The organism is bacterium (assembly GCA_016699045.1).
In the GTDB taxonomy this organism is placed as follows: Bacteria; Babelota; Babeliae; order Babelales; family RVW-14; genus AaIE-18.
Genome location: CP064957.1, coordinates 548,395 through 574,345, shown reverse-complemented (window position 1 = coordinate 574,345; position 25,951 = coordinate 548,395). Strand labels below are relative to the sequence as shown.

Sequence of the window (25,951 nt, the reverse complement as noted above, 5' to 3'; positions counted from 1 at the left end):
TGAACGAGATATGCTCAATTTTATTCTCTTTTTTCTTGAGAAATTATTTAAAAACAGCATACCGCATTTGTCCTTTTTGAAAAGGCATGGGAGTTTGGGTTATGAAGAGTTCTTTGTTTGGTGTTTTAAATAAGCTTTTTACTCGACGAGACAAAAAAGTTATTGGTATTTTGTTGCTTTCGTCAATTCTTGTTTCGGTTGTCGAAACATTAAGCATTTCCGCAATCATGATTTTTATTTCAGTAGCAACCAATTTTCATTCCATAGCAACAAGTAGAATTCTTGGAAAAATCTATGATATGTTTGGTTTTTCGCAGTCCAGCGATGTGGTACTTTTGTTAGGTTTTGTTTTATTGGCCTTTTATTTTGTACGTGCGGTATTAAATGTGGTGCATATTTATTACACCAACAAATTTGCTCACATGCGGCAGCATTATTTTGCTAGTCGGCTCTTTGAGCGCTATCTACAATTTACCTATCGAGATTTTGTGCAAAAGACATCGACGGCAATCAGTCATGTTATTTTGGCATATTCGTCAAATATTACGCAGATAATTTCTACGTTATTAATGATGTTTGCAGAAATTTTTACGATAATTTGTATTTATAGCATGTTGTTTTATGTCAATTGGAAGATGACGCTTGTGCTAAGTATGGTACTTGTTGCCAAAGTAATTATTGTTCTGAGGGCTTTTACTCACAAAATTACGCAGGCAGGGCTTGAAAGTAAAAAATACTCCGAACAATTAGGAATGACGTATAATGCTTCTTTTTGTAATTTTAAATTTCTTAAGTTGATTTCAAATAACAAGCTTATTCAAGATCGTTTTTCAGTTGCAACGTTGGGCCTTGCGCGAGCAAATACCGTCAATGCTGTGTGGCAAGGCTTGCCGCGGTTTATTTTAGAAACGATAGGTTTTTCTTTGTTAGTATCGGCAATTATGTATGTTGTTGATCGTTACAATGATGCTCAATGTGTGATTCCTATGGTTTCAATGTATGCGCTTGCTTTTTATCGTTTCTTGCCATCGATTAATAAATTGGTAACGGGCTATAATCAAATTATGTTTAGTAAACATGTCTTACAACCGGTGTATGATTTTTTGCAGCATGATTATGAAGAATTGGGCAACCAAGATATCGCGTTTGATCGTACCATCGAATTAAAGAATCTTTCTTTTGCGTATGGTCCTAAAGCGCAGGTACTCAAAGCGGTGAATCTGGTTTTACAAAAAGGCTTGAGGGTTGGTTTTGTTGGCGAAAGTGGTGCGGGCAAGAGCACCATAGCCGATATTATTATGGGTTTGTTTGTGCCACAAGAAGGTGGTATTTACATTGATGACGTGCGGCTTACGCAAGAAAATTTGAAACATTGGCGGCGCAAGATTGGCTATATTCCACAAGACGTTTATTTATTTCATGGAACGGTAGCAGAAAACGTAATTTGTGGACGTGATTTTGATGAAGCGATGATTATTGATGTGCTGCAAAAAGCTCGCATGTACGATTTTTTATTGACCAAAGATGGTATTCATACGCGCCTTGGCGAAGGCGGCATTAATGTGAGCGGCGGTCAAAAACAGCGAATTGCCATTGCTCGTGCGCTGTACGGTAACCCAGAAATTCTAGTGTTGGATGAGGCTACGTCGTCGCTGGATAATCAAACCGAAGAACATATCATGGATGAAATTTATCAAGTTGATCGTAATAAAACATTGATTATTATTGCCCATCGCCTGTCGACCATTGAACGCTGTGATGTGGTTTATAAAGTTGATGGTGGTTGTGTGACGCAAGTGCGGGCTCAAATAGTGACGGGCGACCTTTTACAATCGCCCGTTGGTGCTACTGCAGATTATTAAGGATTATATTCATCGCTACGCATTGGGGCAAGAGAGTCTCGTTGTCTTTTTCCCTGAGGCGCTGCAGATAAAGGGTTTTTTTGCTGAATTCTTTTTGCTGTTTGAGTTGGTTGTGGACGAGGTGGCAAGACAGGTTTTTGCGGCATTACTGGTTCTTCAGGCTTTTTATATGGTTTAAAGAGAGCTATTCCTTCTTTTTCAAAATATTCTTTTTGCTTTTTGGCTGTTGCGAGTTGCTCTTGATTTTCTTTAGTTGGCTTTTCTTGTTGGAGCCGTTGTATTTCTGTGTCATATTTTTTAATGTCTTGTAGGTTTTGAAGTCGACTTGCTTGTAAACCTACGGGTGCACTATCGCCCTCAATTCTAGCAAGATCGTTTTTGTTAACGATTCCTTTTTCTTTTGCTGCTTGAATTTTTTTTACTGCTAAGTCGTCATCCCATGTTCGCTGAGCTTTATCGGTTATTGCTTTTGCCTGTGCTTCGAGATCTTTAATTTTTTGAGTATTTAGTTTTGGTAGGCCTGCTTTTTCTCGAGCATTATCTTCTCCCATGAGTTGAGATACTGGGCGAAGAATGTCTTGTGCTTCTTTTTTAGCTTGTATCATATGAGGAGGTAAACCAATAGTTGCATCTTCAGCTTTTGGTTTATAGAGTTTTTTGTATTCTATTCCTAGTTGATCTCGTTGTTTTAGGGCTTCTGTAAGTTCTGTATTTAGTTTTGAGCGTTTTGCTGGCAGCATTAATTTTTGCTGTAATTTTTTCTGCATATCTTCTATTTTTTTTTCATTAGCGGAATTTTTGTTGAAATTTTCAAGTCGTTTAACTTGTATTGTTGCGGATGGATTACCTTGTTGAATCATACCAAGAGTTGCCTGATCAATTTGCTTGGTATTAATTTTTTCTTGCATAATTTTTATTGATTTTTCTTCTAGAGCGAGTGTATTTTTTGATATATTTTCTTTTTTGTCTGCTTCCATAACTTTATTTGAGATAGCGATAGATTTTTCTCGAAGTTCGTTGAATTTTTGATCAATGCCTTTACTTAACTTTAGAGCAGAGATTTCTTCCCATTTTTTTGCTTCTTCGTAGGTAAGGCCTTTAATTGGATCTTGTTTATTTGCTATATTGTTTGATAATTTTTTTAATACAGCGGCTTCTTCTGGAGAAAGTTGGCCAATGAGTTTTTGCTCATCTGGAGAAAGTTTGCCATGTGCTGCGCGTACTGCGCGGTCATTAAGATTTTTTGCGTAAACACTGCCTTCCTTTTGAAGATCATCGAGTATTTTATCTGATTTTTTACTTAATTTTTGTAGATTTTGGTAATCTTTTTGCCATGCTGTTTGTAGTTGAGCGTGTGCTTCTGTTTGTGGGGTAGGGCGTTGAGTTGGTGCAGGTGTTGCTTGATTTGGTTTGGCGTCTGTTTTGGGTGTTGGTATCGGTGGTGTATAAACAGCACTGGGTTGAACTGGTGTTGCTTGTTTTGTTTGATAACTGCTTCGTGATCCGCTCCCATATTTTGCTATTGCTTGTGTTTTTATCGATTTGATTTTTTGAGACCATGTAGTTTCTTTTTTTGCTTCTGGTTTTATAGCTGGTTTTGAGTGAGTTGGTATTGCAAGTCCTGGGGGAGTTGGAAGGAGTTCTTTGGAGCGTTTTGGTGATGGTGCTGTTTTTTGTACAGGATGTTCGATTTTTGGTTGTTCTTGGGGAGATCTAAAAGGTAGCTTAAAGCCATGAGCGTTTGATGCAAATGATAATAAAAAGAACAAACATTTTATGTAACTGGTCATTACAATTCCTTCCTTAAAAAATTCAGAACAAGTGCACTGAGAGATAGTTATTGAAAAAATAGCCAAAATGGTGAGTCAATTTCAATAAATTTAAAAAATAAGAAATTTCCAAAGATAAGCCTCATGGACAAGGTGGAGTGATTGCGCTACATTCTGAAGAATAAAAAACCATGCATCTGCAAGGAGAGGCTTATGAAGAAAGCATTAATTACCGGAATTACCGGGCAAGATGGTTCGTACCTGGCCGAATTTTTACTTTCAAAAGGGTATCAAGTTCACGGTATCATTCGCCGTGCTTCAAGTTTTAACACGCAGCGCATTGACCACATTTATCAAGATCCGCATGAAATTCAAGCACGTTTGTTTTTGCATTATGGTGATTTAAGTGATGCTGGTGTTTTGACGCAACTGATTTATTCGATTCAGCCTGATGAGGTGTATCATTTGGGAGCTCAGTCGCATGTTAAAGTTTCATTCGATATGCCCGAGTACACTGGCAATGTGACCGGCCTTGGGACCACGCGTCTTTTGGAAGCATTGCGTCGCAGTGGGAGCACCGCACGTTTTTATCAAGCGTCATCATCAGAAATGTTTGGATCAGCTTGCCCGCCCCAGCACGAAACAACTTCCTTTGCGCCACAAAGTCCTTACGCAGCGGCAAAAGTTTATGCCTACTGGATGACCGTTAACTATCGCGCTTCGTACAACATGTTTGCGTGCAATGGTATTTTATTTAATCACGAAAGCCCGCGTCGTGGCGAAACATTTGTAACACGCAAAATTACCAGGGCCGTTGCCAACATGCTTGCTGGCAAACAGCGCGCGTTGTATTTGGGAAATCTTGATGCAAAACGCGATTGGGGTTTTGCGCCAGAATATGTTGAAATGATGTGGCTTATGTTGCAAGACGGTAAACCCGATGATTATGTGGTGGGCACGGGCACCAGTTATTCAGTCAAAGAATTTGTAGAAAAAGCGTTTACGTATGCTGGTCTTGAGCTTGAGTGGCGTGGGCAAGGTGTGGAACAAAAAGGATTAGTAAAAAGTTGCACAGCCGCCTGGGCGCGCTTTTTTAAAACGGGTGATGAAGTGATTCAAATCGACCCGCGTTATTTTAGGCCGTGCGAAGTAGACTTTTTACAGGCAGATATTAGTAAAGCGCAAAAAAATTTAGGCTGGCAGCCGCGCGTTTCTTTTGATGAATTGATCAATATTATGGTTGACTATGATTTAAAATTTGCTGATCTTGTGCCGGTTGGCGCTGGTATTACCGCGTGTAAACAAAAAGATTTTGCGTACACAACGCATAATGTTTCATTTCAACAACATACGGTTGGGTAGGAGCTATGCTGCATTCTTCAAAAATTTATGTTGCCGGGCATGCGGGTCTTGTTGGCTCTGCGTTACTCAAAGCGTTGTACAGCAAGGGTTATCATAATATTGTGACGTGCTCGTTTTACGATCTTGATTTGCGTAGCCAAAGTGCGGTTGAACAATTTTTTGAGAATGAAAAACCAGAATATGTTTTTTTGGCTGCTGCCAAAGTGGGTGGCATTCTTGCTAATGAAACGTACAAGGCAGAATTTTTGTACGACAATTTGATGATTGCGACCAATGTTATTCATGCTGCGTATTGTTCTGGGGTCAAAAAATTAATCAATCTTGGATCATCATGTATTTATCCAAAATACGCTCCGCAGCCACTTAAAGAAGAATATTTGTTGTCAGGACCGCTTGAGCCGACTAACGAGCCGTATGCTGTGGCAAAAATTGCTGCTATAAAATTGTGTCGTTATTATCATGAGCAATATGGCGCCGATTTTTTTTCGGTCATGCCGACTAATTTGTATGGACCCGGCGATAATTTTAATCTTGAAACATCGCACGTAGTGCCGGCTTTGATACGTAAATTTCATCTTGCCAAGTTGCTGAGCATGAGTAAAATGGCAGAGGTCGAGCGCGATCTTTTGATGTATCCAGTTGGTTTTCAAGTGCAAGCTGCAACGTGGGTAGATTTACTTGGCCATCTTGGCATTACGCAAGAAAGCGTAACGTTGTGGGGCAGTGGTACGCCGTACCGTGAATTTTTGTATGTTGATGATTTAGCGCAAGCACTTATTTTTTTAATGCACAATCATTCGTATCAAGATGTTGGAGAGCTTCTTAATGTTGGCGCAGGTGTTGATGTTAGAATTAGTGATTTGGCGCTGATGATAAAAAAAATTGTGGGATTTAAGGGGGCTATCCATTGGGACGCTACCAAAGCTGATGGGACACCGCGAAAGCTCCTTGATGTCAGACTGATTAATAAGCTTGGATGGCAGGCGCGCGTGAGCTTGGACGAGGGGCTCATGGCATCGTATGCTGCGTATAAAAATCCTACCAATGTAGTGCATGACATTGCAGTAAATGAATTTCAAATAAAGAGAGAAGGGAAGTTATGAAAACGGCACGCTCATTGTTGGTTACTGGCGGGACAGGATCATTTGGTAATGCTTTTATTGAAATGGTGCTTGAACGATATCCAAACTTAGAACGCATCGTTGTGTTTTCTCGCGACGAATATAAACAATTTATTATGTCTAATAAGCCGGTGTTTCGTGGCAATAAAAAATTAAGATTTTTTATTGGTGATGTACGCGATAAAGAGCGCCTTTATCGTGCCTTTGATGGCATTGACATGGTTGTTCATGCTGCCGCCCTTAAGCAAGTGCCGTCGTGCGAATATAATCCTTTTGAGGCCGTTAAAACAAATATTCTTGGCGCTCAAAATGTTATTGATGCTGCTATCGATTGTCATGTTAAAAAAGTGATTGCCTTGAGTACTGACAAAGCCTGTGCGCCCATCAATTTGTATGGTGCAACCAAACTTTGTTCTGACAAATTATTTATTGCCGGTAACGTTTATAGCGGCGCTAACCAGACGCGTTTTGCAGTAGTTCGTTATGGCAATGTTGCGGGTAGCCGTGGTTCAGTGATTCCTTTTTTTCAGCATTTGATCCAGTTAGGCGCAGAAGAACTTCCTATTACTGATGAACGCATGACGCGGTTTTGGTTAAAGCTTGAAGATGCCGTTGAAATGGTGTTACAGGCGTTTGAAATTATGGAAGGCGGTGAGCTTTTTGTTAAAAAAATTCCTTCAATGAGAGTAACCGATTTGGCTCAAGCTATTGCGCCAGCAGTTTCATTGCGTAGTGTTGGTATCCGTCCTGGAGAAAAAATTCATGAGGTGATGATTACAAGCGAAGATGCGCGTCATACCTACGAATATGATGATTATTATGTTATAGAACCTGAATTTAAAATGATTGGTGCGACCAAAGATGTGCATCCAAAGGCTCGTCCTGTTGCTCCCGATTTTGAATATCATAGCGGCAACAATAATCAGTGGTTAACGGTTGATCAAATGCGTACCATGATTGATTCTTTGTAATGAGCGAAGGGTAAGGTTGGCAGAATATGTATAAATTTGGGCTAAAGTTATGGTCAACTAATGAGCAGTATGTTCGTGATGCGGTAAAATTTTATGAACAAGGGCTTTATTCTTACATTGAGCTTTACGCAGTTCCTGGTTCTTTTGATCGGTATCATGCTTTGTGGTCCTCATTAAAAATTCCTTTTGTTATTCATGCGCCACATTTTGCGCATGGTTTAAATGTTTCTAAAAAAGAATGTGTGCAAAATAATCAAAAAATGTTAAGCGAATCGCTGCGCTGGGCAGATGCTTTGGATGGGTCTTTCGTTGTTATGCATCCTGGCGTTGGTGGTGATATTGAGGAAGCTGCACAGCAATTTAAAATGTTTTTTGATAAGCGAATTTTGGTTGAAAATAAGCCCTATCACATAGTGCCAGAAATAGGCAATGGCCAAACTGCTCTTGGGTACACGCCAGAACAGATAGCATTAATTATGGATGTTTCTGGTGTTGGTTTTTGCCTTGATGCTGGGCATGCTATTTGTGCTGCAAATGCATTGGGCCACAATTCGTATGATTATCTCAATCAATTTAATAAACTCAAGCCGACAATGTATCATCTGACCGATGGTGACCAAGCCGGGATTTATGATGTTCATTGGCATTTTGGAGCAGGGACGTTTGATGTAGCAAAAATTCTTTCAATCTATCGGCCTCATAGTTTGTTAACGATTGAAACAGAAAAAACATATCCAGATAAGCTAGATGACTTTGAGCATGATGTTGCTTTTTTAAGAGCAATAGAAAAAAAATTGTCTGCTGGTGTAGCGCAGTTGGTAGGATGAGGAATTTGTCATGCGATTATTAATTTTAGGTTCAACTGGTATGTTGGGACAAGCGCTTATGCGCGAAGCACAGCATCGTGATATTGAAGTGATTGGGATGGCCGATACAGGGAATGCGGATGTTCTTTTTGATATTTGCGATGATGCCAAACTTACTCAATTGATTTATGATTATCGACCGGATACGGTTATTAATACGGTTGCCATCGTAAATTTGGGCTTGTGTGAGCAGGATCCTGGCCTTGCGTATCGCGTTAATACGCGACCCTCAGGAATTTTGGCATCTCTATGTCGTCAAAGTAGTAGCCGACTGATTCAGATTTCTACCGATCATTATTATACCGGAGGTGTTGATGGTAAGCACAATGAAAGTGCGCCCATACACCTTCTTAATGAATATGCTCGAACAAAATATTTAGCGGAATGTCTTGCGTTGACGTATGAAAATTCTTTGGTAGTACGTACCAATATTGTTGGTTTTCGGCAGCACCCCGATAATCCTACTTTTGTTGAATGGGCTCTTAAGATTATAAAAAATGATGAACGGTGTATTCTTTTTGATGACTTTAATACATCAAGTATTGATGTTACTCAGTTTTCACACTCATTATTTGATCTTTTAAATAAAAATATTTCTGGCGTTATTAATCTTGCCAGTAGAGATGTTTCGAGCAAAAAGGATTTTATTTTGGGGTTGGCTCAAGGTTTAGGTAAGAATCTTACCAATGCACGTATTGATAAAGTGACGAATAATTCTTATCAAGGGGTTGTTCGCGCTGAAAGCCTTGGGTTGGATGTTAGTTTGGCTGAAAAAATTCTTGGATATCAGTTGCCAACCAAAGATGCGGTACTTAAAAATTTAGTTGCGCAAGCTCAAGGAAAAATTAATGAATTATGAAAATAAGTTTTTTGTTGATGATCGAGAAATTTCGGCGACAGCTCCTACCTATTTTATAGCTGATATTGCGGCAAATCATGATGGGGATATTTCTCGAGCCAAAGATTTAATTTACTTAGCAAAAGAAGCAGGTGCAGATGTTGCAAAATTTCAACATTTTATAGCAGATGGCATTGTGAGTGATTATGGTTTTAAAACTTTAGGAAGGCAGCTTAGTCATCAAGCAACGTGGAAAAAAACTGTTTATGAAACGTATCAGGATAATGAATGTCGTCGAGAATGGACAGAAGAGCTGGTAAAAACTGCTCATGAAGCGAAAATAACTATTTTTACTGCGCCTTATGATTACCAAGCGGTAGATTTATGGGATGCCTACGCGCCAGCGTTTAAAATTGGATCTGGGGATGTTACCTGGACGCATTTTATTGAAACTATTGCGAAAAAAAACAAGCCTGTTTTTCTGGCTACCGGTGCTTCTTGTATGCAAGAAGTTGAACGAGCTGTCCAAGCTGTTATAACGTATAATCAGAAAATAGTTTTGATGCAGTGCAATACTAACTATACGGCTTCTTTGGAAAATTTTAAGTATATCAATCTTAATGTTCTGAAAACGTATGCACAGTATTTTCCTGAAATGATTTTAGGCCTTTCTGATCATACGCCTGGCCATGCAACAGTTCTTGGTGCGGTAGCATTGGGTGCGCGCGTTATTGAAAAACATTTTACTGATGATAATAACAGAATTGGCCCTGATCATTTATTTTCCATGAATCCAGTGGCATGGCGCGATATGGTTAATAGAACCCGGGAATTAGAAAACGCACTTGGTGATGGTATTAAGCGTGTTGAGTTGAACGAACAAGACTCAGTAGTTTTACAACGCCGTGCTATTCGCCTCAACCGTGATATGGCGGTTGGTGAAACAGTGACCGAGCATGATATTGAATACTTGCGACCTGCGCCACTTAATGCATTTTTTCCATGGGAAAAAGATACTATCTTAGGAAAATCTTTAAAAGTAGCCAAGGTCTGTGGAGATAGTTTATTGCGCTCAGATTTATAAGAAAAATGATTAAAGGATTTTCGATGAATGAGAACTCATGTGTAGCAATTATTCCTGCTCGTGGCGGGAGTAAGCGTATTCCAAGAAAGAATATAAAATCTTTTCTTGGTAAGCCAATTATAAGCTATTCAATTCAAGCAGCTTTGCAGGCAGGTTGTTTTGATGAGGTTATGGTTTCGACCGATGATGCCGAAATTGCAGCTATTGCGCAACAAGAGGGGGCGCGGGTTCCTTTTGTTCGCTCTGATTCTAATGCCAATGATCATGCAATGTTGGCGGATGTTATAGAAGAAGTTTTGTTGGAGTATCAAAAGCAGGGGAAATTTTTTACCTATTTTTGTTGTATTTTGCCAACCGCACCTTTTGTTTCAGCCCAACGCTTGCAAGAAGGTTTTAGTATGCTCATTAATGCAAATGTTGATTCAATTGTCCCTGTTGTCCGTTTTAGCTATCCGGTTCAACGAGCTGTCCGTGTTGATGATGACAAACTAAGTATGTTGTGGCCAGAAAATTATAATAAACGTTCGCAAGATCTCGAGCCTGTTTATCATGATTGCGGCCAATTTTATTTTATGAAATCACAAAGTCTTCTGGAGCAAAAACAGTTGTTTGCAAAAAATACCTTGGCTCTTAAGCTTTCTGAGCTTGAGGTACAAGATATTGATTCACTTGAAGATTGGAAAATTGCAGAATTAAAATATAAAGTTATTAATAATCTTGTTTAATTAAATGAATTATAACGTTTTAATTATTGGGGCGGGAAGAATTGGTGCTTTTTTTGATACTCCTCATGATCATCGTGTTCTTACGCATGCACACGCATTTTCTAAACATCCTGCTTTTGAGTTAGTTGGTTTTGTTGATGCTGATTCTGCTGCTGCTGCTGATGCTGCGCAGCGTTGGGGAGGTCGGGCATTTGTTTCAATTGAGCAGGCATTTTTGCAAAGTGCCATTGATATTGTTTGTGTTGCAACGCCAGACTCGACGCATTATGACATACTTAAACAACTCTTACGCTATTCAATTAAACTTGTTTTTGCTGAAAAGCCATTAACGAAAACGCTCGAGCAGGCAGGCCATATTAAACAGTTGTATGAGCAAGCGGGGATTCCTGTTTTGGTAAATTATTCTCGTCGCTTTGTTCCTGATTTTCATAAACTTCGTGAGCGGGTCCAGCATGGGGACTTTGGTCGTTTTGTTACCGGTACTGGCTATTATGGCAAAGGCTTATTGCATAACGGCTCGCATATGCTTGATTTTATGCGATTTTTTTTGGGTGAGATGAGTGCTGTTAAGTCTGTGCAAAAAATTTTTGATTATTATGACGATGATCCCAGTATTGTGGGTACGGTGCATTTCGAGCATTACGATGCCCCATTTTTTTTGCAGCCTGTTGATTGTCGTTTATTTACTATTTTTGAAATTGATTTGTTGTTTGAAAAAGGGCGGCTGCGTATTTTGAATAGTGGCTTTACCATTGAAGAGTACGCTGTTGAACGGAGTGTCATTTTTCAAGGATATTCGAATCTTGTATTAAAACACCAGTACTCGTCGTCACTTGATCAGGCTTTATATTATGCGGCTGACAATAGTGCGCAATTTTTGGTTGGTAGGCAGCCATTGTACTGCACGCTTGATGATGCGTTGATTGTAATGAAGTTTTGTGAACAGGATGATAGTCATGCAAAAAAAAATACTTCTGTTTGCTCATGATCCAGGTGGTGCCAACACAATCATACCATTAATCGATTTTTTGAAAAAAAAATATGACGTAGTACTTTTTGGCAAAAACATGGCGCTTAAGCGGTATCGAGAATTTGGCTACCAAGGGCACGATATAACGTCTGTTATTGATGATAGTACTCAAGAAAAAATAACTGATTTTTTATATGCATTGCAGCCAGCCGTTGTGGTGACAGGAACTAGCGCGACTGATAAAACTGAAAAATATCTTTGGCGAGCAAGTGAACAGCTTTCTATTCCTTCTTGTGCAATCCTTGACCAATGGATGAATTATGGCATTCGTTTTTCGGCCTACGGGGTTGATAAAATTGACGCTTATAAGGTTGATAAAACGCATGCATTTGTGCCGACAAGAATTTGTGTTATGGATGATTATGCCCGTGAGCAAACACTTCTTGAAGGGATTGCTGGGGATCGGGTGGTTGTTACTGGCCAACCATACTTTGATTTTGTGCAAGTGCGCAAAAATATGTTATCGATTGATAAAATTTTGGCATTAAAAAAATCTTTGTATGGCGATATTGATATGTTAATTACCTTTGCCTCTGAGCCTTTTTCTCTTATTTTTAAAGATAATAATTATCTTGGTTATACCGAACAAACAATCTTACAGGCCTTAATTGAATCATTAACAGCTATTGTGCAACTTTCTCAAAAAAAAATTATTCTGGTGGTACGGCCGCATCCTAAAGAAGATCTTGTGTATTATCAAAATATAATTGCATCTCATAAAATTTCTTTGCTTAAAATAGTTATCGAAAAATACCCTTTCAGGGGTAGAAGCTATGCTGATATCAGATTTAGTTTGTGGTATGTCTTCCATGTTTTTATTGGAAGCAATTTTATTGAATATTCCTATCTTGAGTGTACAAATAGGCTTAAAAATTCCCGATCAGTTTATTCTCTCTCGTCGTGGTTTTATAAAAACGGTCTTGGATAAAAATGAATTATTCGCTACATTACAAGAAGTGATCATGCATCGAACCATGCCGGAGACTGAGTTTTCAGTTATCCAGCAAGCAACGGCGCATGTTGTGCGCGTTATAGATTCGTTGATCTGGGGAGAGATGAGAGATGAATGACGTTCAAACATTACCAAAAATAAAGCCGAGTAAGGCTTTGTCGCCACTTGCAATTCATGGTGGTTCAAAAATTCGAACAAAAAAATTTCCTCCTTATCAGGTGGTTGATCACGAGGTTGAACTTGCGGTATCGCAGGTTTTGCGATCAGGCGTATTGTCTCGCTATCTTGGCGCATGGCATCAAGATTTTTATGGAGGTCCGCAGGTACGTGCTTTTGAAGAAGCCTGGGCTCATTATTTTGGTGTAAAGCATGCCATAGCAGTTAATTCAGCAACCTCTGGTTTGTATGCAGCTGTTGGGGCGGCAGGCATTGAGCCTGGCGACGAAATTATTGTAACGCCGTTTAGTATGTCTGCCTCAGCGGTAGCGCCTCTCGTGTATCATGCTATTCCTGTTTTTGCTGATATAGAAAAAGATTATTTTTGTCTTGATGTTGCATCGATTGAGCAACGTATTACGCCGCGCACAAAGGCAATTCTGATCGTTGACCTTTTTGGGTTGCCTTACGATGTGCAAGCAATTAATGAACTTGCGCGACGCCATAAACTGCTTGTTATTGAAGATTGTGCGCAAGCGCCTGGCGCTTTTTATAAAAATAAAAGTGCGGGTACGTTGGGTGATATGGGTATTTATTCTCTTAATTATCACAAACATATTCATACTGGCGAGGGTGGCGTAGTGGTAACTGATAACGACGAATTGGCCGAGCGATTGCGACTTATTCGTAATCATGCTGAAGCTGTTATTGATGCAAAAGGAGATGCGCATTTTACCAATATGATTGGTTTTAATTATCGTTTAACTGAAATGCAAGCAGCCATAGGACTTGTTTTGCTTAAACGCTTGAATACGCTTGTTGAGACACGTGTTGAAAATGTTGCGTATTTAGAAAAAAGACTTGCGGCTATTCCGGCTTTAACGATGCCAAAAGTTCGCCAAGATTCTACTCATGCCTATTATCTTCATGCCATAAAATTTAATGAACAGATTGCAGGCGTTTCTCGTAATACCTTTGTTAACGCAATAAAAGCTGAGCTGGAAGTGACGGAGTGGCGGGAGACTGAAGGCGTTAAAATTAATGGTGGCTATGTTAAGCCGCTTTATTTGCAATCGATTTACCAAAAAAAACAGGTCTACGGGACTTCGCATTATCCGTGGAGTTTACAAGCGCAGGGCTCAGAAGTTTCTTATGCTCAGGGTATTTGTCCCGTAACAGAACGCATGCATGAGCATGAGTTGATTATTCATGAACTGATGCGGCCCGGCATGACTACGCATGATTTGGATGATGTAGTGAGAGCTTTTGAAAAGGTTTGGGAGAATAGAAAAGTATTATGAAAGTGCCTTTTTTAATTGGTGAAAATATTTATTTACGGGGTCTTTGTGAGCAGGATCTAGAAGGCGATTATGTTTCTTGGCTGAATGATCCTGATGTGTGTCGCTTTAATTCGCATCATATTTTTCCGTATGGAAAAAAGGCTGCGCAAACTTATTTTGATTTAGTAATGGCTAATCCAGCTTTTTTAGTCTGTGCTATTGTTCGCAAAGATAATGATAAACATATTGGTAATATTGCTATTCAAAACATTAATTATATTAGCCGCAATGCTGAGTATGCAATTATTTTGGGTGATAAGAGTTCTTGGGGGAAAGGTTATTCCAAAGAAGCTTCGATTATGTTACTAAAGCATACTTTTTTGGAACTTAATTTACATAGAATTTACTGTGGAACATCTGTTAATAATATTGCTATGCAAAAATTGGCTTGTTATATGATGATGAAAGAAGAAGGGATTCGTCGACAGGCCTTGTTTAAGCATGGGCAGTTTGTCGATATTATAGATTATGGCGTACTTCGTGAAGAATTTCTTGCGAAATTTCATCAACCTGCAGTACAAAGCTCTACCGTTTTTTAGAAAGAAAACATTATGAACGATCAAAAAAACACGACTCCTTTTCAAGATTTACAATATTGTATTCGTTGTTGCATTCCCGAAACTCAAGAAGGAGTTGATTTTGATGAGATGGGTATTTGCCAGGCTTGTCGTTCTTCTGAAGAAAAAATGCATATTAATTGGGCTGAACGCGAAAAAGATTTAAGGGCGATATTGGACGATGCAAAAGCAAAATCTGGTGATAACTACGATTGTATTATTCCCATTAGTGGCGGGAAAGACAGTACCTTTCAGCTACATGTACTTACTAAAGTTTATGGGATGAAGCCTTTGGCGGTGACGTTTAGCCATAATTGGTTTAGTGGCACGGGAATGTACAATCTTTTGAATTCACTTGAGAAATTTAATGTTGATCACATTATGTTTACGCCAAACCGAAACTTAGTAAATCGTACCGCTCGCCGCTCTCTTGAGGCTATTGGGGATGCTTGTTGGCATTGTCATGCCGGCGTTGGAGCATTTCCTTTGCAAGTTGCTGTGGCTTACAAAATTCCTTTACTTATTTGGGGCGAGTCAATATCTGAGTCGTCTGGGCGAGCATCGTACAAATGTAAGCGTTTGCAATTTGATAAAGATTATTTCCTCGCTGTTTCTGCTAAGCGTAAGCCTGAAGAAATGGTCTGTGATTATTTGACTATGAAAGATCTTGCACCATTCAAAAATCCCACACCAGAGGAATGTTTGAAGGTGGGCGTTCATGGCATTCATTTGGGCGACTATATTTTTTGGGATGATGAGCGCCAAATGGAGTTTGTACGTGATAACTATGCCTGGAAAGAAACGAACATTGATGGTACCTATAAACGTTATAAAAGTGCTGAGTGCATTATGCCGGGTGTGCATGACTTTACCTGCTATCTCAAGCGTGGCTATGGTCGAGGAACATTTCATGCGAGTGTTGATGTGCGCGCCGGTTTGTTGACGCGTGAAGAGGGCTTTGAATTAGCAAAAAAACATGATTCAATGAGGCCTGATGCGCTTGATTATTATTTAAAAATTACTGGTTTAACGGAAGATGAATTTCATAAAATTATGGAAGGTCATCGTTTAAAAAAACTTGGTAAAATTGCAATGCCAATTAATTTTAAAAGTAAAGAACAACGAAAATCTGTTAAGCCTTTTGTTGAAGAATTAATTGAAAAAACCAACAAAGAAAATCTTTAGATTGGGTGGTTACAATGCAACATGGCTTTTTTTTAGATTATAGTATTCAGCAAACTTTACAGGCTTATCGCAAAAAGATGTTAGATCCTGTTTTTGTTGCCGAATCAATGATTCGCTTTGTCCAAAATTCTGACATGATCTTTAATGCGTGGGAACATTTTGATGCTGAATATTTTTTACAAAAAGCGCTGTTAGCGCGAGAAAATATTCAAAAAGGGCAGCTTAGGGCGCTTGAAGGAATTCCGGTTGGGATTAAGGATATTATTAACACCAAGTATTTTCAGACACAAATGGGCAGTGCTTTATGGCAAGGATTTTGTCCTGGCAATGACGCGCGTGTTGTGTATCATGTTGAGCGTGCGGGTGGTATTATGCCCGGAAAGACATCATCAGCTGAATTTGGTGTTCATGCGCTGAGTGAAACCACTAATCCTCACGATGCTGCCTTTTCTCCAGGAACATCTTCGAGTGGTTCTGCTGTTGCAGTGGCAACCGGGATGCTTCCCGTTGCGTTGGGTACGCAGACAGCAGGTTCCATAGTAAGGCCGGCAAGCTTTTGTGGCGTGTATGGTGTTAAGCCATCGTTTGGGCTTATTCCGCGTACAGGTATTTTAAAGACGACGGACACGTTGGATTCTGTTGGTTTTTTTGTTAGTCATGTACAAGATTTGGCCCATGCTTTAAATGTTCTCAGAGTTTCTGGTAAAGATTATCCTTTTATTCATGCAGCATTGGATAATTATTCTTTGCCTGAAGGTTCGCGTAAAAAACCATGGCGGGTGGGTTTTGTGCGTAGCCATACGTGGGATTACGCTTATGATTATGCACAAAAATCTATGATTGATTGGGTGCAAAAACTTGCAGGAGCTGATGGTGTTGAAGTTGAAGAAGTTACAATGCCTGAACAAGTGAATAATGCTCACGATGTGCATCGAATAATTTATAACAAATCGCTTGCGTATTATTTCCAAGAAGAGTTTAAGCAAAAAGAATTGGTATCTGAAAGAATGGCTGAGCTGATAGAAGATGGGTTGATTATCACCGTCAAAGATTATCACCAGGCATTAGCAGATCAGCGAGATATGGTTTGTTTAGTTGATGATGTTTTTAACGATTATGATGTACTTGTTTCGCTCAGTACGGCAGGCCAAGCTCCTTTGCGTCATGAGATAGAATTACCAGATCCTGCGCTTATGTGGACGATGACGTATGTACCTGCAGTGAGTGCGCCTGTTTTTAGGGCGCCATCAGGAATGCCTTTTGGTGTGCAGCTTGTGACTCGTCGGTATCAGGATTTACACTTATTTACTTTTATTAATCATCTTGTTTCATTAGGTTTGTTGCCGGTGTCAACCTATCCAACGCTTAAAAAAGCAAGAAATAGTAAACTTGATCACGCCGAGATTGGTTTATGATTTTGAAAAAAGTTTTGGGATTAAAGAAGAGAGCATCTGTTTTTTTGCATGATTATCAACAAGCAAAATTTAAGCGAAATCAGGTAAAAAATCTTTTTAAAAATCCTTTAGCTGTCCCGATAAAAACAACAGCTCCTAAAATTCTTTTTTGGGTGACTGGTGGGATGTCTATTTTACTTAATATTGAAGGAGCAGTTGCCCTTGCTCTTCGGCTTCGAGGTTTTAATGTTCAGTTGGTTATTTGCGATGGAACTTTGCCAGCATGCGTGAGACGTGAAGTACAGCAAGACTATCAATGTTCGAAAAAAGAAAAAAAATGTTCTAATTGCAAGGAACCCTGTGCTTCTTTTTTGGATATACTAGGGCTGCCGTATTCATTTGTTGGGGATTTTATTACTCAACAAGATCGTGTTGAGCTTTTAAAGCAGGCTCATATGGTGACTTGGGATTCGTTAGATTCGTTGACATTCAAGGGTGTTAATATTGGAAAAAATATTTCATCAGCTTTAATTCGCTATTCACGCGGGCATGATATTAAGGATAGAGATGATGTTTTGTTGGATTATACGTATGCAGGGTTGCTGGTTGCTGCAGCTTCTTATGCCGCAATAGACAGTTATAAGCCAAACCAGTTATTTATGTCACATGGAACGTACATTGATTGGGGCCTGCTTTACATAATGCATTGGCAAAAAATATTTCTGTTACTGCCTGGATGTCGTCTTACATGCTTTATCAATTTTATTTTAAGCATATTAACTCAGAGCCTATTGATTTTTATAGTATAAGTTGCAATGCATGGGAACAAAGAAAATCTGTTCCTTTATTAGAGATTGAAAAGAAACGTCTTGATAAATTTTTATCAAATCGTTACAAGAAGCAAATTAGTTTTGATATGAAATCATTTGGCATTTATCAAGATGATATTCAAGCTCTAAAAGACCGTTACAAAATAACGAGCAATAAACCTGTGTGGGGTATTTTTTGTCATATTAATTGGGACAATGTTGGGGATTATGTTCCAATGCCTTACGCTACTTTTAATGAATGGATTTTTGATACGGTAGTTCATATTGCTGCGGTTCCTGACGTAACGTGGTTGATAAAAATTCATCCCGCTGAATCTTGGGAAAATCCATACAGCGGGCTTGAACAATTTATTAAGCAAAATTTTCCGTCATTGCCAGAGCATGTAAAAATAATTTCTATGCATGATGAGGTAAGTCCTTTAAATTTTTATCAACTTATTGATGGGGCCGTGACTGTTTGTGGTACCGCAGGGCTTGAAATCTCATTGATGGGTAAGCCAGTGATCCTTGCCGGACAGGCTCATTATGCGCAAAAGGGTTTTACTCATGATGCATCAACTAAGGAAGAGTATCGTGCTTATTTAAAATCTGCCGCTCAGTTGCCTTTACTTGCTGAGCGAGCAAGAGATTTAGCTCGTCAGTATGCATATTCTTTCTTTTTACAGCGACAAATTCCTTTTGAAGTTTTGGAATACTCACAAAATCGTTATTTTAGATTTGATCAGGCTTCGCTCCTCTTACCTGGAAAAAATGATTTTATTGATTTTATTTGTGATAGCATTGTTGCAGGGCGTGACTTTGTGATGAGTGATGCCTTAGTTGAAAAATGGTGTATGTTGTTTGATTTGTAATAAAAAAAGTTGGTAAGAGAGTAATGTTTGAAGTAAAAAATACTTTAATTAAAGTAAAAAATCACCTGCGACAATTTTTACGTATGCGCAAGCGTAATGAATTACGAAACAAAATTCAAAAAATTAATCAACAGATTGATATTTTAGTAAGTAGCATGCCATCTGATTTAAAACGACAAAGAATTTTATTTGCGCTCTCTTTTTCTGTTTGTGAAGTTAATCGCATTCATGATTGGATGCTTGCGCAGGCCCTGAAATTACGTGGAGCCAAAATCGTTTCTTTGATTGAGGGTGGGATTCAAGAGGGAGAGACAAGTCTTTTTGGTGGCATTTGGGGTAGTTATATCGATGATCCGGTTAGAGATAAAGAGCAATTTCACAAGAATAATAAGATTATCCAAGATGCAGATAATGAACTATGGTTGCAGTGGTTGGATGTTGTTCCATTTGAATTACGTAACTATATTTTAGAAACTCAAAAATGTGATACTCGTCAACTTTGTGAAAGTTATGACATTGCTGATTATGAACATTGGCTTTATGATTCTATGCCTGTTGGCAAATGGATTGTAGATATTATTAAAAATAATGAACTTGTTGGTGATATTCAGTGTGTTAACGATTATAAAAAAAAATTAAAGTCATATTTATTTAATATTATTTTGATGATTGAAGCTTTAAAAAAAGCATTCGACGATATTAGTCCTGATGTGATTTATTCAAATGGAAGTTTTTATTATCCTTGGTCTATTATCAAAATCATAGCAGCTCGAAAAAAAATTCCTTATTTTAATTCAACAATAGGTTATGTGCGTAATACTTGGTGTTACAATTTTAATGCGGATGTTGTGCCAACTGATTTTTCTGATATTTGGTTAACTTGGAAAAATAGAGATCTTTCTGATGCTCAAAAGGCTTTAGTCACGGCATATTTAAAGAATGGAAAAACTGGTATTAATATGAATGTTAATACGGCAAATCCAGCTTCTTGTGTGGTAAAAGTAGTTCAGCAATCATTGAGTCATATCGATTTTTCTAAGCCGACATTTTTGTTGCCAATTAATATTATATGGGATGCTGCAGCACTTGAATCCCCCTCATCTTTTGGAGCTATGCCTGTATGGCTAGAAAAGGTAATTACTTTTTTTAAAACAAAGCCAAATTTCAATTTAATTCTCAAAGTTCATCCTGGTGAATGGAATAAATATTTTCCTATAACAAGGCAAGGTATGTATGATTTTTGTATTGGTTTGAATTTAACAAGTAATATTATTTGTTTAAGACCAGATACCAATATTCAGGCGTATGATTTATTTGATTATATTACTGCCGGACTTGTTTTTACTACGACTCTTGGTATTGAAATGGCTTGTGCTGGGGTTCCTGTTGTTACTCTTGGGCATGCGCCGTATGCGCAAAAAGGGTTTACGTACGATCCTGAAAATTATGATGCATATTTTTCTTTATTAGAACGTTTAGTTCATAATCCACTATCTATTAAAGAGCGCCTTTATAATCAACAACAAGCATGGAAATTTTTATATTTATATCATTTTGTTTATTCAATTAAATTTGATCTTTTTAATTATTCATTAACTGGTCACAATATATTGAATTTTTCAAAAGCTGATGCTTTGATGCCTGGGAATAGTAAGATGTTTGATTATGTCTGTGGTTCCATTATTAATCATTTGCCCATTATTTCTCAAAATCGTTGGCCTGATTTCTAAAACAAGGAGATATGGTTACAGATAAATATTGTTTTATATATGCGTAATGTTGGTAGTTATGAATATGTATCGAATGGTGATTTTCAAATGAGTAGTAATATGACTAGTTCAAAAAATTGTTCCTGTTTTAAATGGTTTTCATGTTGTTCTCTTAAGCTGTATTAGAGTATTTATAATGTTGAATCATAATAATAAGCGCCTTGTTGGTTATGATATGCAGGGTAAAGTGTATGATGCTCAGGATCATATTTTAAGAGAAATTGATAAAACTTATTGGTCTGAAGCTCAAGATTTATTGAAGCAGTATAAAAAAAATCATTTGGAAAAGATTGGTATTGTAAGAACAGAGCAAGCAGATCAGCAGGGTTTTTTGAGTCACGAAAAACATATTATCTCATATCCAAGTGAGTGGGCAGTAAGTGCTTTTAAAGAGGCTGCACGCTTTCACGTGCAGCTTTTTCTTGATTTGGATACTTATGGGTTAACTCTTAAAGATGCATTGCCTGAAAATATTGTGTTTAATGGTTTCAAGCCTGTCTTTATTGATTTTTTATCGATAATAAAAAAAGAAAATCGAGTAAAAGAGGCGTGGTACAAAGAAATAGATCCTCAAAATAAGGGATTTAATTACATTATTTTTGAGAAAATGTTTTTGCCTTACATACTTTTCCCATTAATTATTATGAGTCGAAAAGATTACAAAGGTGCGCGAGAGCTCTTGTGGCACAATGCGTGTAATAGAGGGAATCATTCAACAACTTGGCACGATATGATTCGGATGCAAGGGGCCTGTTCTAAGATACAAACGGCGTTTCAGACTGCCCGATTGTATTATGCCCTTACCTGTGCTGAGCGCAAATCTTTTCAAGATTGTTGTCGCGATGTTTTGGCGTCTATCGAAGCGCTTGAGGTTGCTTCGCGCAGTGGTAGTTATGTTGCCTATTATGAAGAAAAAAAAGAGAATTTTTCTTTTGATGATCAGACTAATTGGAAAGAAAAGCAAAAGGGCGTTTATCAGGTTTTGCAGCAGTACAAGCCTAAAAGTGTTTTAGATTTGGGTGCGAATACTGGCTGGTTTTCTATTTTAGCAGCAAAGCTTGGGGCCAAAGTTACTGCAACTGATATCGATGAATCATGTGTTGATTTTTTATATCGTTTTGCCAAGCAAGAAAATCTAAATATTCTTCCACTTTTTTTATCATTTAAAGATTTACAACGCTCTGCTTTTGGTGCAGTGCCAACTGATAGTGTTTATCAAACTGATGAATTTAAAAAAACGCCGCTTTTTTTGCCAGCGCATGATCGCTTGCAATCTGATGTTGTGTTGTGTCTTGGGTTATTGCACCATCTTGTTTTGGGCATGAATGAAAAACTTGAACATGTTCTGTCCATACTGGCAATGCTAACGCATAAGGCATTGGTTCTTGAGTTTGTTGCATTAGATGATTCAATGATTGTAACAGATCCTAATTTTTTTAAGCATTTGTCTAAATATTCATTAAAAACGTACAATATAGATCGAGTACTTGAAGAGGGAAAGAAATTTTTTAGGAACGCGGTGCTGTTGCCATCTCACCCAGAAACGCGTCAATTGATTATTTTTGAAAAGTGAAAAGGGTTGTCATGATTGAACCAAAAATTTCTCTGTTAGTTCCTACGCACAATCGAGCAGCATCTCTTAAGCGGCTCCTTGAAAGTATCTTTAGTGGTGCTAGCAAGGTTTCTTATGAAATAGTTGTTGTTGATAATAATTCAAAAGATCAGACGAAAGAATTGGTTACAAGTTATGGGGATCGAGTTCGTTACGTTTTTGAAGGCAACACATCGTTTACACGAGCTCGTCACACAGGGGCTTTACATGCGCGTGGCCCTATAATTGTCTATCTTGACGATGATGTAATTGTGCATCAAGGGACGCTTGAGGCAATTGAAGAAATTTTTGATAAGTATCCAGATTGTGCTGTTGCCGGTGGTAAAATTTTACCACGGTTTGAGCAAGAGCCGCCGCAATGGGTGCTTGATTTGCAAAATAGTTTTAACGGTTTATCGCTGTACAATTTGGGGGAGCAAGAAAAAGAGGTTGATGCGGTACCTGGCCCCATCATGGCAATTCGCAAGTCCGTATACAAAGAAATTGGTGGTTTTCCGCCAGACACGGTGGGAGTAGAGACCAATATTGCTGAAAAGACTTTTAAAAAATTATATGTGGGTCCTGGTGATTACGGTTTTTGTAAGCGCTGTAAAACGCATGGCTATAAAATTTTTTATTCACCAAAAATAGTGGTAGAGCACGTGATTCCTCCCTATCGCTTGACACAAGAATTTTGGATGTCTCGCATGGTTGGAGAGGGACATTGTGGTGCGCTTACGCGTATCAATATGCAAGAATTTAAAGCGCAAGGAATGCAAAAAGTATTGCGTGATTTTGACAATATTCGCTTTCTAGTACGGCATTATGTTCGCTCCAAGCTGCAGCGCTTGCGTGGGGCCAAAGCGCCTTTATTGCCTGATGAAATCTGGTTTCATTATTATACTTCCATGATCAAAATGCAGGGAGTGTTGCACAAGAGCCCGGGGCTTGCCAGCTATTTGTGGGATTTGGGACTGCAAGGCGTTGCCGATAAAAATTTTGATACCGTGATTAAAGAATTACCAAAGGCATATCAAAAGCTTGCGTTTAAGGGGTAGTAATGAAAATTTTAGTAACTGGTGGAGCGGGTTTTATAGGTTGCAATGTGGTAAAGCATTTTGCAGAGCAAGGACATGAGGTTTTTGTTATTGATAATCTTTCACGGCAAACGGCATTAATTAATATTCGTTGGATGCGTGAAAATCTTTTATTTAATTTTTTACAGCTTGATATTACTGATCGTGAAAATTTAGAGAAATATTTTAAAGTACATACGTTTGATGCAGTTATTCATTTGGCCGCTCAAGTTGCGGTAACGTTATCGGTTCAGGATCCGCGGCATGATTTTTATGTTAATGCGCTTGGAACTTTTAATGTTTTGGAATGTGTACGCTTATTTTCGCCGCATGCTGTTTTTATTAATGCTTCAACTAATAAGGTTTACGGTAAAATTGCAGAACAACATTTAATTGAAGATACCTCGCGTTACCGTTCTCCTAATCCTTTGTACAAAGGTGTTAGTGAGGAGCAGCCGCTTGAATTTTTTTCTCCGTACGGCTGTTCAAAAGGTACTGCCGATCAGTATACGTTAGATTATGCTCGTATTTATGGGCTTAAAGCTATTACTGTTAGGCAGTCATGTATTTATGGCCCACATCAGTTTGGTGTTGAAGACCAGGGCTGGATAGCGTGGTTTATTATTGCGCATCTTGAAAAAAAACCAATTACTATTTATGGAAATGGCAAGCAAGTACGCGATGTTTTGTATGTTTCAGATCTGGTTGATTTTTATGAACTGGCTATCATGAATGCAGAAAAAGTTCAGGGACTTGCTTTTAATATGGGCGGTGGGCAACAAAACTCATTGTCTTTACTAGAATTTTTTGATGTCTTAAAAGGTTTGGCTGGCGATAAGATTCAGTATTCATTTGATAATTGGCGGCCTGGCGACCAGCTTATGTTTATTTCAGATAACACCCGCTCAGAAGCATTGTTAGGTTTTAATCCAAAAATTTCTTGCGATCAAGGGATTGCCAAAATTTATGAATGGTTAAAGAAATATTATCAAGCAGGAGTTAATGTTAGAACGGATTTTGTTGAAGAGCATTTAGCATGAAGGTATTCATTAAATCAGTGACAAAATTTTGTAGTGACTTGGTATTGGTGTTTAGGAGTTTAGTATGAAAAAATATATGTTGTTAATGATCTTCTGTACTTTTAGTAATTTTTTTTCAGTTGAAGCTGTTTTTGATGAAGGGCTTCAAGAAATGGTGGATAATGACACTGTGGAAGGGTTTGTAATCAACGAGGTTTCGTTAAAAGAGCGCTTGTGTGCAATTATTCTTGAGGCTAATCTAAGTGATTTTGTAGAATGTATTGAGACCGAATCTGTTCTAGAAGACAAACATTTGCAGGAATTTTGTGTGAATATTGCTAAGCATGAGCTTGTTGCAAATGCAACTCCCAATACTGCTCGTTTGCGCGATCTTAGCCGTATTGTTATGCTTTTAGAAAATTATGGTACGTATAGATTGCTCATTCCAATGTGGAAAAGCCAGGCTGGAATAGAACCCGGGTGTGGCGGTTATGGTTCGGTTTGTTAAGAAAATTTCATGAAGAATGTCATTGTTGCCTGGTGTGCTGAAAGCGAAATAACCTTTGAGCGGCATGTGCCGCTTGCATTTGTTGGTAGGCGTAATCGGCAGCTTGGTTATTCAAATGATATTGCGATTCTTTTTTTGCAGGGCCTTCAGCTTTTAAGTGATGCGTATAAAACTGAATTACGCACTCTTGGTTTTACGCTTTATGACGCGAGCAGTTTGTACCAAGCTCATGCCCAGCGTTATACGCAGCTTGATCGTTTTGGTGATTATGAAAAAAAATGTTTTTTGCGTTGGCTGGTAATTAGAGACGTATTTCAGAATCAACCGGTTATTCATTACGATGGGGATATTGTTTTTAACGAAGATCCAAAAATAATTGCTGAAAAATTGACGGGCACTACGTTTGTGTTGCAGGGGTGCCCGGCTTTTACCGTGATAAGCGATACTGGTTGGTTTGTGCAGTACCAAGCGCAGCTTGATCGTTTTGTTTCCAATATCGAAGAATACTCTGCTCAGGCCTGGCAGCAACGTGTAGGGTGGGAAATTTCATTTAAAACGCGGTGGGCGGGCTCGCGCTTTCGTCAAACAATTACCAGCGATCAAGATTTGATTTCGCATCTCATTCATACACGCCAACTGGTGCAGCAATCGATTGAGAATGTTTATGAGCGGCTTCAGGATTATCTTCTTTTTGAAAATCCATTATTGATTAACTTTTATGATGATTGTTTTCCTTACAAGTATTTTCGAAAAAATGGCATTGATTATTTTTCGTATTCGCGCGAAGATGCCCAGCATCAACGTTATACCAAGCGCATACTCTTTTGGCATATGCAATCGTGCTTTAATTTTTACTTAGCGAAATATCTGTTGAGAAAAAAGATAATAATGCCGCTGGGTCGCTTGTCGCTTGATCTTGAAAATCAAACACGCGAAGGGCGTGTTAATAGATTTTTAAAGCGATATGTACAACACGATAGACGTTTAAGTGTTTATGAGTATTTTTTTGAGAAGCATGACTTTAGTGGCGTATTTTCAGATAAGATTTGGTGGAAACGGGGAATATTTACATAAAAAAAGACCTAGGCGAAAGCC

Annotated in this window: 23 protein-coding genes; 22 read left to right on the top strand and 1 reads right to left on the bottom strand. The window is 38.4% G+C overall.

All coding sequences use genetic code 11. The features are described from left to right. The first annotated feature begins 101 nt into the window (after positions 1-101). Entirely contained in the window at positions 102-1,862 is a 1,761-nt protein-coding gene (locus tag IPF37_02540; protein ID QQR49697.1) for an ABC transporter ATP-binding protein, read from the top strand. On the opposite strand, the gene IPF37_02535 is transcribed toward IPF37_02540, so the two are convergent. After that, positions 1,859-3,652, bottom strand: a complete 1,794-nt coding sequence (locus tag IPF37_02535) for a hypothetical protein (GenBank protein ID QQR49696.1) — start codon at positions 3,650-3,652, stop codon at positions 1,859-1,861. The two genes, IPF37_02540 and IPF37_02535, sit on opposite strands and share 4 nt — an antisense overlap. A gap of 192 nt (positions 3,653-3,844) precedes the next feature. Between IPF37_02535 and gmd the strand changes: the two genes are divergently transcribed. The 21 genes from gmd to IPF37_02430 all read left to right on the top strand — a co-directional run bounded on the left by gmd (position 3,845) and on the right by IPF37_02430 (position 25,930). After that, complete coding sequence (gene gmd, locus IPF37_02530; protein QQR49695.1) at positions 3,845-4,993, top strand: GDP-mannose 4,6-dehydratase; 1,149 nt, start codon at positions 3,845-3,847, stop codon at positions 4,991-4,993. Positions 4,994-4,998: 5 nt separating this feature from the next. Beyond that, on the top strand, positions 4,999-6,096 hold the full coding sequence (locus IPF37_02525; protein QQR49694.1) for a GDP-L-fucose synthase: 1,098 nt from the start codon (positions 4,999-5,001) through the stop codon (positions 6,094-6,096). Continuing rightward, entirely contained in the window at positions 6,093-7,085 is a 993-nt protein-coding gene (pseB, locus tag IPF37_02520; protein ID QQR49693.1) for a UDP-N-acetylglucosamine 4,6-dehydratase (inverting), read from the top strand. The genes IPF37_02525 and pseB overlap by 4 nt, the downstream gene beginning before the upstream one ends. Positions 7,086-7,111: 26 nt before the next feature. Beyond that, on the top strand, positions 7,112-7,912 hold the full coding sequence (locus IPF37_02515) for a TIM barrel protein (GenBank protein QQR49692.1): 801 nt from the start codon (positions 7,112-7,114) through the stop codon (positions 7,910-7,912). 10 nt (positions 7,913-7,922) lie between these two features. Then, positions 7,923-8,810, top strand: coding sequence for a sugar nucleotide-binding protein (locus tag IPF37_02510; GenBank protein QQR49691.1), 888 nt, complete (start codon positions 7,923-7,925; stop codon positions 8,808-8,810). Continuing rightward, positions 8,800-9,873, top strand: a complete 1,074-nt coding sequence (locus IPF37_02505) for an N-acetylneuraminate synthase family protein (GenBank protein ID QQR49690.1) — start codon at positions 8,800-8,802, stop codon at positions 9,871-9,873. The genes IPF37_02510 and IPF37_02505 overlap by 11 nt, the downstream gene beginning before the upstream one ends. Positions 9,874-9,896: 23 nt before the next feature. Further along, on the top strand, positions 9,897-10,598 hold the full coding sequence (gene pseF / locus IPF37_02500; GenBank protein ID QQR49689.1) for a pseudaminic acid cytidylyltransferase: 702 nt from the start codon (positions 9,897-9,899) through the stop codon (positions 10,596-10,598). Between the two features lie 4 nt (positions 10,599-10,602). Continuing rightward, complete coding sequence (locus IPF37_02495) at positions 10,603-11,586, top strand: Gfo/Idh/MocA family oxidoreductase (GenBank protein QQR49688.1); 984 nt, start codon at positions 10,603-10,605, stop codon at positions 11,584-11,586. Next, positions 11,555-12,556 carry a hypothetical protein gene (locus tag IPF37_02490; protein QQR49687.1) on the top strand — a complete coding sequence of 334 codons (1,002 nt, stop codon included), beginning with the start codon at positions 11,555-11,557 and terminating at the stop codon, positions 12,554-12,556. Before IPF37_02495 ends, IPF37_02490 begins: the two co-directional genes overlap by 32 nt. A 179-nt stretch (positions 12,557-12,735) precedes the next feature. After that, on the top strand, positions 12,736-14,037 hold the full coding sequence (locus IPF37_02485) for a DegT/DnrJ/EryC1/StrS family aminotransferase (protein ID QQR49843.1): 1,302 nt from the start codon (positions 12,736-12,738) through the stop codon (positions 14,035-14,037). Beyond that, positions 14,034-14,615: a GNAT family N-acetyltransferase gene (locus IPF37_02480; protein QQR49686.1), complete on the top strand. Its 582-nt coding sequence runs from the start codon at positions 14,034-14,036 to the stop codon at positions 14,613-14,615. The genes IPF37_02485 and IPF37_02480 overlap by 4 nt, the downstream gene beginning before the upstream one ends. Positions 14,616-14,627: 12 nt before the next feature. Further along, a complete protein-coding gene (locus IPF37_02475; protein QQR49685.1) occupies positions 14,628-15,818 on the top strand; it encodes an N-acetyl sugar amidotransferase in 1,191 nt (396 codons plus the stop codon). 14 nt (positions 15,819-15,832) lie between these two features. Further along, positions 15,833-17,233 carry an amidase gene (locus IPF37_02470; GenBank protein ID QQR49684.1) on the top strand — a complete coding sequence of 467 codons (1,401 nt, stop codon included), beginning with the start codon at positions 15,833-15,835 and terminating at the stop codon, positions 17,231-17,233. Beyond that, entirely contained in the window at positions 17,230-18,021 is a 792-nt protein-coding gene (locus IPF37_02465; protein QQR49683.1) for a hypothetical protein, read from the top strand. Before IPF37_02470 ends, IPF37_02465 begins: the two co-directional genes overlap by 4 nt. Beyond that, positions 17,961-18,893, top strand: a complete 933-nt coding sequence (locus IPF37_02460) for a hypothetical protein (protein QQR49682.1) — start codon at positions 17,961-17,963, stop codon at positions 18,891-18,893. The genes IPF37_02465 and IPF37_02460 overlap by 61 nt, the downstream gene beginning before the upstream one ends. Before the next feature lie 23 nt (positions 18,894-18,916). Beyond that, the gene (locus IPF37_02455) at positions 18,917-20,623 is read left to right on the top strand and encodes a hypothetical protein (protein ID QQR49681.1); all 1,707 of its coding nucleotides are present in this window, start codon (positions 18,917-18,919) and stop codon (positions 20,621-20,623) included. A gap of 175 nt (positions 20,624-20,798) precedes the next feature. Then, on the top strand, positions 20,799-22,235 hold the full coding sequence (locus IPF37_02450) for a hypothetical protein (protein QQR49680.1): 1,437 nt from the start codon (positions 20,799-20,801) through the stop codon (positions 22,233-22,235). Between the two features lie 11 nt (positions 22,236-22,246). Further along, complete coding sequence (locus IPF37_02445) at positions 22,247-23,311, top strand: glycosyltransferase family 2 protein (GenBank protein ID QQR49679.1); 1,065 nt, start codon at positions 22,247-22,249, stop codon at positions 23,309-23,311. 2 nt (positions 23,312-23,313) lie between these two features. After that, a complete protein-coding gene (locus IPF37_02440) occupies positions 23,314-24,369 on the top strand; it encodes an SDR family NAD(P)-dependent oxidoreductase (GenBank protein QQR49678.1) in 1,056 nt (351 codons plus the stop codon). Positions 24,370-24,433: 64 nt separating this feature from the next. After that, the gene (locus IPF37_02435; protein ID QQR49677.1) at positions 24,434-24,856 is read left to right on the top strand and encodes a hypothetical protein; all 423 of its coding nucleotides are present in this window, start codon (positions 24,434-24,436) and stop codon (positions 24,854-24,856) included. A gap of 9 nt (positions 24,857-24,865) precedes the next feature. Further along, positions 24,866-25,930, top strand: coding sequence for a hypothetical protein (locus IPF37_02430; protein ID QQR49676.1), 1,065 nt, complete (start codon positions 24,866-24,868; stop codon positions 25,928-25,930). Positions 25,931-25,951: the final 21 nt, after the last annotated feature.

Coding starts and splice junctions, on each gene's coding strand:
- IPF37_02540 (QQR49697.1), top strand. CDS start 102: ATGAAGAGTTCTTTGTTTGGTGTTTTAAATAAGCTTTTTACTCGACGA.
- IPF37_02535 (QQR49696.1), bottom strand. CDS start 3,652: ATGACCAGTTACATAAAATGTTTGTTCTTTTTATTATCATTTGCATCA.
- gmd (QQR49695.1), top strand. CDS start 3,845: ATGAAGAAAGCATTAATTACCGGAATTACCGGGCAAGATGGTTCGTAC.
- IPF37_02525 (QQR49694.1), top strand. CDS start 4,999: ATGCTGCATTCTTCAAAAATTTATGTTGCCGGGCATGCGGGTCTTGTT.
- pseB (QQR49693.1), top strand. CDS start 6,093: ATGAAAACGGCACGCTCATTGTTGGTTACTGGCGGGACAGGATCATTT.
- IPF37_02515 (QQR49692.1), top strand. CDS start 7,112: ATGTATAAATTTGGGCTAAAGTTATGGTCAACTAATGAGCAGTATGTT.
- IPF37_02510 (QQR49691.1), top strand. CDS start 7,923: ATGCGATTATTAATTTTAGGTTCAACTGGTATGTTGGGACAAGCGCTT.
- IPF37_02505 (QQR49690.1), top strand. CDS start 8,800: ATGAATTATGAAAATAAGTTTTTTGTTGATGATCGAGAAATTTCGGCG.
- pseF (QQR49689.1), top strand. CDS start 9,897: ATGAATGAGAACTCATGTGTAGCAATTATTCCTGCTCGTGGCGGGAGT.
- IPF37_02495 (QQR49688.1), top strand. CDS start 10,603: ATGAATTATAACGTTTTAATTATTGGGGCGGGAAGAATTGGTGCTTTT.
- IPF37_02490 (QQR49687.1), top strand. CDS start 11,555: ATGCAAAAAAAAATACTTCTGTTTGCTCATGATCCAGGTGGTGCCAAC.
- IPF37_02480 (QQR49686.1), top strand. CDS start 14,034: ATGAAAGTGCCTTTTTTAATTGGTGAAAATATTTATTTACGGGGTCTT.
- IPF37_02475 (QQR49685.1), top strand. CDS start 14,628: ATGAACGATCAAAAAAACACGACTCCTTTTCAAGATTTACAATATTGT.
- IPF37_02470 (QQR49684.1), top strand. CDS start 15,833: ATGCAACATGGCTTTTTTTTAGATTATAGTATTCAGCAAACTTTACAG.
- IPF37_02465 (QQR49683.1), top strand. CDS start 17,230: ATGATTTTGAAAAAAGTTTTGGGATTAAAGAAGAGAGCATCTGTTTTT.
- IPF37_02460 (QQR49682.1), top strand. CDS start 17,961: ATGCTTTATCAATTTTATTTTAAGCATATTAACTCAGAGCCTATTGAT.
- IPF37_02455 (QQR49681.1), top strand. CDS start 18,917: ATGTTTGAAGTAAAAAATACTTTAATTAAAGTAAAAAATCACCTGCGA.
- IPF37_02450 (QQR49680.1), top strand. CDS start 20,799: ATGTTGAATCATAATAATAAGCGCCTTGTTGGTTATGATATGCAGGGT.
- IPF37_02445 (QQR49679.1), top strand. CDS start 22,247: ATGATTGAACCAAAAATTTCTCTGTTAGTTCCTACGCACAATCGAGCA.
- IPF37_02440 (QQR49678.1), top strand. CDS start 23,314: ATGAAAATTTTAGTAACTGGTGGAGCGGGTTTTATAGGTTGCAATGTG.
- IPF37_02435 (QQR49677.1), top strand. CDS start 24,434: ATGAAAAAATATATGTTGTTAATGATCTTCTGTACTTTTAGTAATTTT.
- IPF37_02430 (QQR49676.1), top strand. CDS start 24,866: ATGAAGAATGTCATTGTTGCCTGGTGTGCTGAAAGCGAAATAACCTTT.